General features: G+C 38.9%; 10 protein-coding genes. 1 reads left to right on the top strand and 9 read right to left on the bottom strand.

Annotated elements, in window-relative coordinates; genetic code table 11:
* Positions 1–40 precede the first annotated feature (40 nt).
* Positions 41–1,399, top strand: a complete 1,359-nt coding sequence (gene hemN / locus BM073_RS12970) for an oxygen-independent coproporphyrinogen III oxidase (protein ID WP_091654727.1) — start codon at positions 41–43, stop codon at positions 1,397–1,399.
* Here the strand turns inward: hemN and BM073_RS12975 are convergent, their stop codons facing one another.
* From BM073_RS12975 to BM073_RS13015, 9 genes are all read right to left on the bottom strand, one after another.
* Entirely contained in the window at positions 1,400–2,104 is a 705-nt protein-coding gene (locus tag BM073_RS12975) for a sulfite exporter TauE/SafE family protein (RefSeq protein WP_091654729.1), read from the bottom strand. It abuts the gene before it with no gap.
* The gene (locus BM073_RS12980) at positions 2,101–2,529 is read right to left on the bottom strand and encodes a FixH family protein (RefSeq protein WP_091654731.1); all 429 of its coding nucleotides are present in this window, start codon (positions 2,527–2,529) and stop codon (positions 2,101–2,103) included. The genes BM073_RS12975 and BM073_RS12980 overlap by 4 nt, the downstream gene beginning before the upstream one ends.
* 2 nt (positions 2,530–2,531) lie before the next feature.
* A complete protein-coding gene (gene ccoG / locus BM073_RS12985; RefSeq protein WP_091654732.1) occupies positions 2,532–3,953 on the bottom strand; it encodes a cytochrome c oxidase accessory protein CcoG in 1,422 nt (473 codons plus the stop codon).
* Between the two features lie 42 nt (positions 3,954–3,995).
* Complete coding sequence (locus tag BM073_RS12990) at positions 3,996–4,922, bottom strand: cbb3-type cytochrome c oxidase N-terminal domain-containing protein (protein ID WP_091654734.1); 927 nt, start codon at positions 4,920–4,922, stop codon at positions 3,996–3,998.
* Positions 4,919–5,104, bottom strand: a complete 186-nt coding sequence (locus tag BM073_RS12995; RefSeq protein ID WP_091654736.1) for a CcoQ/FixQ family Cbb3-type cytochrome c oxidase assembly chaperone — start codon at positions 5,102–5,104, stop codon at positions 4,919–4,921. The genes BM073_RS12990 and BM073_RS12995 overlap by 4 nt, the downstream gene beginning before the upstream one ends.
* Positions 5,105–5,115: 11 nt before the next feature.
* A complete protein-coding gene (gene ccoN / locus BM073_RS13000) occupies positions 5,116–7,242 on the bottom strand; it encodes a cytochrome-c oxidase, cbb3-type subunit I (protein ID WP_091654737.1) in 2,127 nt (708 codons plus the stop codon).
* On the bottom strand, positions 7,235–7,444 hold the full coding sequence (gene ccoS / locus BM073_RS13005) for a cbb3-type cytochrome oxidase assembly protein CcoS (protein WP_091654739.1): 210 nt from the start codon (positions 7,442–7,444) through the stop codon (positions 7,235–7,237). The genes ccoN and ccoS overlap by 8 nt, the downstream gene beginning before the upstream one ends.
* Before the next feature lies 1 nt (position 7,445).
* A complete protein-coding gene (locus BM073_RS13010) occupies positions 7,446–9,878 on the bottom strand; it encodes a heavy metal translocating P-type ATPase (RefSeq protein ID WP_091654740.1) in 2,433 nt (810 codons plus the stop codon).
* A gap of 62 nt (positions 9,879–9,940) precedes the next feature.
* On the bottom strand, positions 9,941–10,570 hold the full coding sequence (locus tag BM073_RS13015; RefSeq protein ID WP_091654766.1) for a hypothetical protein: 630 nt from the start codon (positions 10,568–10,570) through the stop codon (positions 9,941–9,943).
* Positions 10,571–10,910 lie beyond the last annotated feature (340 nt).

A 10,910-nucleotide genomic window follows, 5' to 3' on the forward strand; every position in this document is an offset into this window, starting at 1 on the left:
CTGGCCGTAAGAATCAGACATTTGAAAAAATTATTTTCTTATGACAATTCAGCCAGAATTAATTCAAAAGTATAACTCACCAGCACCAAGATATACCAGCTATCCTACTGTTCCGCTTTGGGAAAATAACATCCAACCCAACCATTGGTCTCAATTAGTTGATCAAGCATTCCAGATATATGGAAAGGAGGAAGGAATATCTTTGTATATCCACTTACCATTTTGCGAAAGTCTATGTACCTATTGTGGATGTAATAAAAGAATCACAAAAAACCATGATATAGAAAATCCATATTTAGAAAGTTTATTGAAAGAGTGGGAAAATTATTTGAACATTTTCCATGAAAAACCGAAGTTGGCAGCTATTCACCTGGGTGGTGGAACCCCCACTTTTTTTTCTGCAGAAAATCTTTTCACCTTCCTAAAAAAACTCATTGAATCTTGTGAAATATTACCGGGAAAAGAATTCAGCTTTGAAGGTCATCCCAATAATACCAGCATAGAGCATTTGAAAAAACTTGCAGAATTAGGGTTTGATCGAGTAAGTTTCGGGATTCAGGATTTTGATCTTTTGGTGCAGAAAACCATCAATCGAATTCAACCTTTTGAGCGGGTACAAGAAGCTGTGGAGAATGCCCGATCAGTTGGATTTAAATCCATAAATTTTGATTTGATTTATGGTCTTCCTTATCAAAATGAAGAAACTCTAAGCTGTACTTTCGAGGCAGTCCAAGAATTAAAACCCGACAGAATAGCTTTTTACTCCTATGCCCACGTACCTACTTCTTTCCCTGCTCAAAGAAGTTATGAATCCCATTTACCCAATGAAATTGAAAAGCGGAGCCTCTACGAATTAGGCAAAAGCCTTTTGATCGAAATGGGCTATACGGAAATTGGAATGGATCATTTTGCTTTACCAAAAGATCCACTGAATCTAGCTAGACAAAGTGGAAAACTCCACCGAAATTTCATGGGCTACACCACTTCCAAATCAAAAATCTTAATAGGATTAGGAGCTAGTAGCATCTCTGACATTTATATTGCCTATGCTCAAAATCAAAAGTCAGTCGAACTTTACCAAAATGAAATTTCCAAAGCAAATTGGCCAATTGTAAAAGGGCATTCCCTTACAGAAGAAGACCTGTTGGTAAAAGAAATTATCTTAGACTTGATATGTAAACAAGCTGCTTTTGTTCCAGTAAATATCTGGTCTCAATTGTCAGATTCAAGCCTTGAAAATTTAAGGGATATGGAAATCGAGGGTATGATAAATATAATGGGTAAAACTATTCAGATTACAGAGTTAGGTATAGCCTTTATTCGGATCATCTGCATGCAGTTTGATTTGCGGCTACAACATAGACAAGAAGAGGTTTTCTCCTTCAGTAAAGCTATCTGATTAGCGGCACATAGTAATTTCCACCTGTTGGGATCCATAATTGAACACTTGCAAATCAGGACTTAAAAGATGTATTCCAAGGCCTAGTCCACGAAAAATAAATACAATTCCAATGATCACTCCCAGGTAGGGAATGACTCGTTGGAATTGTATTCTTTTACTCGTAGAAAGGAATTTACCTGAAAGCATCAATGCCATCAATAAAGGCATGGTGCCCAGTCCAAAGAAAAACATATAAATAGCTCCATATATTGGGCTTTGAAATCCCAAAGCAGCTACCAAGGCTAAATAAACCATTCCGCATGGCAATAGTCCATTTGCCAATCCAGTTCCAAAAAAAGCCAAAGCCCCACCTCTTTTAAGGAAAAACGAGAGTTGTGCTTTCACCCATTTTACAAGGTCATTTAGGATACCTAGAGACGAAATATTTTCAGATTGCCTGAAAAGCAATGATAAGAAAATAAGAAATAAACCAATCAGGATAGAAAAGCCCTGCTGAAACCCTGCAAGGGAAAGACTGAATCCTAAGCTCCCGACAATCAATCCCAAGAAAGCGTAGGTGAAGCTTCTACCCAGGTTATAAAAAAATTTATTCCATAAGAACTGATTAGAGCCTGAATTTCCAATAGCTAAAGCAATAGGCCCACACATTCCCACACAGTGAAAGGAACTCAAAAAACCTAGGGCTAAGGCTGTCCATATCATTTTAAAGAGATTTTCTTTTCCTGATAATATGATTCCCCGTTTTCTTGCCAGCTCAATTGAGCTTTCCAATAACCAGCTTGAAGATTTCGAATAGATACTGTCTTCTCATTTTCTTCTTTTATTTCTACTGTTAATTTCTGATCCAGTTTAGAATCCGAAGGTCGAAATAAGTGAAGTATGCCCGTTGCTCCCACAGGAAGATCTAAAAAGAGGCTTTGATTTTCCGCATCAAACTGAAGCACTTCTCTTTCAAGAGCCAATGTGGACTTTTCTTTATCTATTTGATCCTGATAGTTGATTTCGGCCTCATAATAATTTTCAGTAACCAACTCTATCCCTTCCATTCGGACAGATATAACCACCATGGTCATGATTATGACAATGAATCCAATAATGGCTAATAGAATACCTTTTCCCCAATCCATAATTATTGCTTTTTGGCTACTGGAGCCATGAAACTTGTATTTATCTGATCTATTTCTTCTCCTTCATGAATCAATGATAAATTCACTTTTTCCTGAGGGACACTCACTTTTGTCTGGTTTTTGACCAGAAAAAATCTTCCTTCGACCTTTGACTGTGGTTGCAACACCAAATTTGATGTACCTACCAATTCAACTGATACATCTTCCGATAAAGACTGCAGGTCTACAGACTGCTCCTGAAATGTCTTATTAATAAGAGTGATTTGATAAAGATTTGAGACAGTTCCATTGTCTCGCATTTGATAGGTCATCCCCGGAAATCTGGTGACTGTTGCTTCAAGGTCTTCCCTTGTCGCTATCAGAGAAACAAAACCTAGAATCAATACAATCAAAACCAAAGAATACGCTTTTACTCGGGTAGTCATTAGTTTTTGCACGCCTTTCTGAATACTATTTTCGGATGCATACCTAATCAAACCCTTAGGCCTATCTACTTTTAGCATCACTTCGTCACAGGCATCGATGCAGGCCGTACAATTGACGCATTCCATTTGAATTCCATTTCGGATATCTATGCCAGTTGGACAAACTTGAACGCAAAGGCTACAATCCACACAATCACCTTTGGGTGAAATTTCAGCTTGACTTTTTCTCAAAGGCCCTCTTGGTTCACCCCTGACGTAATCATACATCACATTGATAGAATTATCATCCAAAAGCACTCCTTGAAGCCTCCCATAAGGACAGACAACAAGACAGGCTTGCTCTCTGAACCAGGTAAACACGAACATGAAAATTCCTGAAAAAGCCAATAACCCGACAAATCCGGCCATGTTTTGGGTTGGTGGCTGAGAGACAATCTCCTTTACTTGATCAACTCCAATCAAATATGCCATGACTAAATGGCCTATCAGTAATGAAATAATTGCGAAAACAAGCAGTTTTACTCCTTTCTTAACTATCTTCTCTACTGACCATGGTCCCTCATTGAGGGTTCTTTGCCTATTGGCATCTCCCTCTATGGCATATTCAATTTTCCTAAATACCATTTCCATAAAGAGCGTTTGAGGGCAAGCCCACCCACACCAGACTCTTCCAAAAATGACTGTAAACAGGATGATGAAAACCATGAAAATCAATAGGAGGAAAATCAGTAAGTGAGTATCCTGTGGCCAAAACACAGCTCCGAAAATGATAAACTTCCTTTCAAAAATATTGAATAGCAACCATGGTCTTCCATCAACTTGAATAAATGGCCCTGTAAATAAAATAGCCAATAAGAGCCATGATAGGTAGGTTCTATATCGGTAAAATATCCCTGATACTTTTTTGGGATACACCCAGTTCCTCTTCCCATCCTCTTTGACAGTTGCCAAAGCATCACGAAAGTTTTCTGGATTAGTATGAGGGTTCTTCTTAGCCATATTTGGAGTATGGCTGCCAGATTTCTAGCCTGGCAGCCTTAATTAATTTAAAGCGATGATCGCTGTACTATCAGAAGCTAATTCTTCTGGTTGGATTGTTTCTTGGATAAATAATTCTCCCTGAGGATCTTTTGGGTTAGCTGGAGTCGAACCCTTAAGACTCAAAATGAAGCTGGATACTTGCTGAATCTCAACCGGTGATAATTGATCTTCCCAAGGAACCATTCCTTTGCTGACAACTCCATACTTTATAATTTTAAATACATCTTGGATGCTTCCTCCATGTATCCAATATTCATCTGTCAGATTTGGACCAACTCCCCCACCTCCGTCAGAGGCATGGCAAGCAGCACAATTTGCCTCGAAAATGGATTTACCAGAACTCAAAGCAGCTCCTGACTCATCAAACACCACACTACTTTCGTCAATAGATGCCATCATATTGGCCTTTCGTGCTTCCGCAGCTATTGCTTCTAATTGAAGTTCTTCTTCATATTCTTCAACTCCTGTTTTTCCAATGCCCAAAACAGAGTAGTTCACGAAATATCCAACTCCAAATGCGATTGTCAGAATAAATACCCATTGCAGCCATGGAGGCATAAAATTGTCCAGTTCTGTTATCCCATCATAAGAATGATTCGCCATCATTTTGGCTTTTTCATCCTTACTTCCTACCTCTGGCAATTTCCCTGTCACAAAACGCTCTTTAAATTTCTCCCACCAACTCGGTTCTTTTGCCATTTCGGGATTCTCTTTTTTTAAGACTGCCACCATGAAAGACATAAGGTAAACCATCAATATCAGTAGTAGAACGATAACCAGAAGCACTATTCCAAGGATGATTAATAGGGTTATCTGGCCAGAATCCATGGATTGAAGGTTGGTATACCAATTGGACTCTGCTGTTTGTGCCCATGACTTAGAATTTGCAAGGGCTAATAATGCTAAACTCAAGCTTAACTTTTTCATGGCTGTTCACTGGTTAAATGATCATCATTTTCCATAGGAAGAGATTTCATGTGGTCCTCCAAATCCTTTGGCATCCGAAATACCCAAAAGAACACTCCAAGGAAAAACAAAACGAATATGAGTAAGGAAATCACTGGATAGATTTCAATATTCTCTATAGATCTTAAGACTTCTTTATACATGATTTCCTGATTTAATTTTCTGCTGTAGCTTTGATATCTATGCCCAATCGCTGCAAATAGGCAATCATGGCCACTATTTCTGTATGAGGAAGTGTTTCTACACCTGCCTCTTTCAAGTTGGAAACGATACGATTTGCCTGAACGTCCAAATCTTCCATCGCCTTCTCATCATACCCTTCCGGATATGGGACACCCAGTTTTTGGAGAGTTCTGATCTTCGCAGGCAAATCCGAATAATCCATAATGTTCTCTGTCATCCATGGGTAAGGAGGCATCAATGAGCCCGGAGACATAGAGGATGGATCTTGCATGTGGAAGTAATGCCAGGAATCTGGGTATTTCCCTCCTACTCTGTGAAGGTCAGGACCAGTTCGTTTGGAACCCCATAAAAATGGTCTATCGTAGACAAATTCTCCAGCCTTGGAATATTCTCCATAACGTTCAGTCTCAAACCTAAATGGCCGGATCATTTGAGAATGGCAACCTACACATCCATTTTTGATGTAAAGGTCTCTACCCTCCAACTCCAATGGAGTGTAAGGTTTAACCGAGGAAATAGTTGGGACATTGGATTCAACCAATATGGTTGGAATAATTTCAATAGCTCCCCCTATAGCTATAGCAATGGTCGCTAAGACTGTAAAGAAAATGGGCTTTCTTTCCCATGCACGGTGCCAAAATTCGCCTGTTGCATTATAGGAAGGTGCCAAAGCCGGAGCCTGATCTTCTTCATATTCTTGAAATACTCCTTTTTGGGCTGTTTTATACATGTTGTATACCATGATTATTGCACCGATGAGATAGAGTAATCCACCCAATGCTCTCAAGACATACATAGGCACAAGCTCCACTACCGTCTGAAGGAAGTTTCCATAAGCCAACCTTCCCATTTCATCAAACTCTCTCAGCATCAAAAACTGAGTCAAGGCAGCAACATACATAGGAAGGGCATAGAATATAATTCCTAGGGTACCGATCCAGAAATGCGTATTAGCTAATTTTTGAGAATAAATGGTGGTTTTGAATAATCTTGGCCACATCCAATACAGCATACCGAAGGTCAAGAAACCATTCCAACACAAGCCTCCTATGTGGACGTGTGCTACAATCCAATCTGTATAGTGTGCGATAGCATTGACATTTTTCAAAGAAAGCATTGGTCCCTCAAACGTGGACATTCCATAGGCTGTAACGGCTACCACCATGAATTTGAGTACAGGTTCATTCCTCACTTTATCCCAAGCACCTCTCAATGTTAAAAGACCATTCACCATACCGCCCCAGGAAGGTGCGATCAACATTACTGAAAATACCGTCCCCAACACTTGAGCCCATTCAGGAAGAGCAGTATAGAGTAAATGGTGAGGCCCTGCCCACATGTAGATAAAAATCAAAGACCAGAAATGAACGATAGAAAGCTTATAAGAATAAACAGGTCTATTGGCAGCCTTTGGTAGAAAGTAATACATGAGCCCCAAGAATGGAGTAGTCAGGAAAAATGCAACGGCATTATGACCATACCACCATTGCACCAAGGCATCCTGTACACCTGCATAAGCTGAATAACTTTTTGTCCATGAAACCGGAAGTTCCAAGGAATTGAAAATGTGAAGTACAGCTACCGTAATAAAAGATGCCAAATAGAACCAAATGGCCACATACATGTGTCTTTCCCTTCGCTTGAATAAGGTTCCAATCATATTGGCACCAAATGCAACCCAAACTAAGGCTATGGCAATATCAATTGGCCATTCTAGTTCAGCGTATTCTTTTGAAGTGGTCAAACCCAATGGGAGTGTAATAGCAGCAGCTAGAATTATTAGCTGCCAACCCCAGAAGTGGAACCAACTCAGCCCTTTATTCCACATTGGAGTTTTGAGCAATCTTGGCATGGAGTAATAAATTCCGGCGAAAATTGCATTTCCAACGAAGGCAAAGATGACTGCATTAGTATGCAGAGGTCTGATTCTTCCAAACGTAGTGTAAGGATTGCCCAAATTGGCCTCGGGAAGGAATAGCTGAGTAGCGGCTATTACCCCCACCAGCATGCCTACCAGGCCCCAAATAATCGTAGCAGCTCCAAAGTATTTGACAATCTTATTGTCGTAATGGAACCGTTCCAGCGTAGCATCATTCATAGGACTTAGGTTTTGTTGATTGTTTTGTTGATTGTTTTGTTGATTGTTTTTTTGTTGCTTTTTTATGAGAATCAAATAGAATTCGAACGGATGGGGTATAATCATCATCAAATTGACCATCCTTCATTGCTCTGAAAAAGAGCCAAAGGAAAGTCACGGAGAGAATTAAGCTGATGGCTATCAATAGAAATATTACTTCCATATTATGTCGATTTTTGAATAATTAGACCTTTTTTCCACGCCAGGATATTAGTACTGAGGGTAGTAAATAACACCACGGATATACTGCTCACTGGCATCAAAACAGCACAAATCACTGGACTTAGTAGCCCCTGAACAGCAAGACTAACTCCCACTACATTATAGAGAAGGCTTAATCCAAAACTTGCTTTGATTATATTTCTAGACTGCTTTGCGAAACCCAGATAATCGGATATGCTTCTCATAGAATCTGAACTCAGGATGGCATCACTTGCAGGCGAAAAATGACTGACCTGATCAGTGACTGCTATTCCAACATTGCTCTCCTGTAAAGCTCCCGCATCATTCAGCCCATCACCAATCATCAGCGTTTCCTTACCTGATGTATTCAAGTCCCTCAGATAATTCATTTTATCCTTTGGGCTTTGCAAAAAGTTGTATTGGATGTCCTTTCCAAGCTTGGCTTTCAATGAACCCAATTCATGAGGGTGATCTCCAGATAATACATGGATTTCATATTTTCCTCGGAGAGCCTTCACCACATCTTCCAACCCTTCTCTTAGGCCAGACTGGATATGAAAATAGCCTATTGTCACTCCTTCCACCTGAAAGAAAACTAGGTTGCCAAGCTCTTCCAATTCTCCATTCTTGGAACCGGTGAAATCACTGGAGCCAATTTTTATTTCCTGATTTTTATAGATGGCTCTCAAGCCATTTCCCTTGATTTCCTCAAAATTTTCTATTTCCAAAACAGAAATATTCCCTAACCATTGATTGATTCTAATACTTAATGGATGAGCTGATTTAGAAACCAGAGACTTGATCAGAGATTTTGTTTCATTTGAAAGAAGCTCGCCATGAAAATTTATTTTTGCTTGACTAGGAGATGTGAGCGTTCCCGTTTTGTCAAAGACTACTGTATCGATCAGAGCTAGCCTTTCTACTACGCTGGCATTTTTCAAATAGAATTTCCCCCTACCAAAAATTCGAAGCGTATTGCCTAAGGTAAATGGAGTAGACATTGCCAAAGCACATGGGCAAGCCACAATCAATACAGAGACAAAACTTTTTACGGCAATTGAATAATCAGTAAAGGACCAAAAAAGTAAAGCTGAGACTGAGATAAAAATAACAATCCAAGTAAAAGAAGCCGAAATCTTGTTTGACAGCGGTTCTAAAAGCTTATCTTTTTTCTTTTCAAAAGACTCATTATTCCATAAATCAGTCAAGTAACCTTGAGAAGGAGATTTTTGAACTGTCAATAAAATAGGATCTCCTAGTTGTCTTCCCCCAGCAAAAATCAAGTCGCCTATTTTCTTCGGAACAGGCACCTCTTCACCAGTTACAAAACTGTAATCAATATTGGCTGATTCACTTAAAAGAATAGAATCGGCCGGAATAAGCTCTTCATTTCTTACACGGATGAGGTTTCCCACTTCTAGTTTTCTCAGCGGGATCACTTCTTCCACATCCTGAGAAAGTCGGGTTATAGCTATTGGGAAATAGGATTTGTAATCTCTGTCAAACTCTAGAGTAGCAAAGGTTTTTTGCTGGTAAATTTTTCCTAATAGAAGGAAAAACAATAACCCTCCCAGGCTGTCCATATAGCCAGCATTACCCGCAATTAAAATTTCCCAAAGGGAATAAAAAAACAAGGCAATGATTCCCAATACGATTGGAACATCCATATTGATTCTCTTCTGTCTCAGGGAATTCCAAGCCGATAAATAATAATCATTGGCAGAATAGAGCACTACCGGCAGCGCCAATACCACATTTAGGTAATTAAAAAGTCCTCGAAAATTTTCGGCGATTAAAACAGTTTCAGAGAAATATTCAGGAACGCTAAAGAGCATCATATTTCCAAAGCAAAACCCCGCTACTGCCAGCTTTTTGACAATCCTATTATCCGAATAGTTTTTTTGCTTTTTTTCAAGATTAGCCAAATTGATTCTTGGCTCATATCCTATGGCTGAAAGCAGTTCAACAAGTTCTTTGAGACTTAGCTTCTGATTGGAGAACTTGATTTGAACTTTCTTTTTTATGAAATCAACCCTAGAGGATATAATGCCCGAATGAATGTGGAAAAGGTTTTCCAACAACCAGATACAGGATGCGCAATGGATTAATGGAATAAAAAAAGTAACATGGCTCTGCTCTTCATTTTGAAAGTCAAGGAGATTCCTTGCTGTTTCTTCATCATTCAGATAGTCAAACCGATTGCTTTTCCCAGTTTGTGATTTTTGGCTTTCTCCCGGAAAAGCTTCTATGTTATAATAATTACATAAATCATTTTCTGCCAAAACCTCATACACCAACTTGCAACCATGACAGCAAAACTGCTTTTCTTCCAATAGAAAATTTTCATTTTCACATGGTTCACCACAGTGATAGCATTTAATAGCTGGAGGATTTATGGTTGCAGGCTTTTTCAAAGTTTTTGAATTAGTGGTGATTAGATACTTGAAGCATGATCAAACTCAGTTTTTTTAAGGGCTTATAGTGACAGGTAGAAAGAAAGTTTATCTGACCACCGAGATCCTTTATAAAAGTGGAATAGAACTTTTGCGAGATCAGCTTGATAGCTTTTTGTAGTCACTAAAAGGCTACAATCATGCTTGACAGCATAAGACCAAAAGTCCCCAATCCTGGAAAAATTAAATTTGATGAAGCTCGTTTCCCGGGTAGAATTGGAAACAAGCTGGATTAACTCCTGTTCTTCTCTAATTTTGGATTTTGGGATAAAGCAAGGCGAAATAATAGTGGCTTTGCTTATTGAAATTTGCTTTTTAAAAAGCTGGATAAAATGCTTGATTAAACTCGCGGAGCTAGGTGATCCATCATAATGGAATAGAAGGTGAGCAGTGGAAAAGTCAGGAACAAAAAGTAGGACGGGGATTTCGCATACTTCCTTTTCAAGAGGTTTTGGTAGCTCATTTCCATGCAACCAATCCAACACTTTATGAAGATCCACGCTAATTAAGCTCGGTTCTTCTTGGGTAAGATCACAGGAAATACTCTCCTTTTTGGCAGGCCAAAATCCAGTTTCCAAAACAGAGCAATGAAACTCTTTCAAATATTCGGAAGGGAGGTGAAATTTTTGGGCGTAGGAGGTTTTCAGTTCCATGTTCTGATTTTTTTCAATAATCAAAACTAGGAGTTATGCTAATGGGAAAATCTGACCATTCCCACAAGAGAACATGATAAAAATCAGTTTGGAAAAATCTTGAAGATGTTTAGTGAAATGAGTTTGTTATTGAAAAAAGTGATGAATAAAGCTTATGTCTAAAAATAGAGAGTTATTGGTTATTGAGTTATTAGTTATCGAGTTACTGGAAAGAATTCAAAGCTTGAACTTGTCATTCCCTGAAATAGGTTGACCGTTTTTAAATCAGAATGAAGATGCTAAAAACGGGAAAAAGGATCAATTCACATCGTAAATTTTCTGAAGAATTTAAACGTAAATT

The sequence above is a fragment of the Algoriphagus ornithinivorans genome (genome assembly GCF_900115305.1).
In the GTDB taxonomy this organism is placed as follows: Bacteria; Bacteroidota; Bacteroidia; order Cytophagales; family Cyclobacteriaceae; genus Algoriphagus; species Algoriphagus ornithinivorans.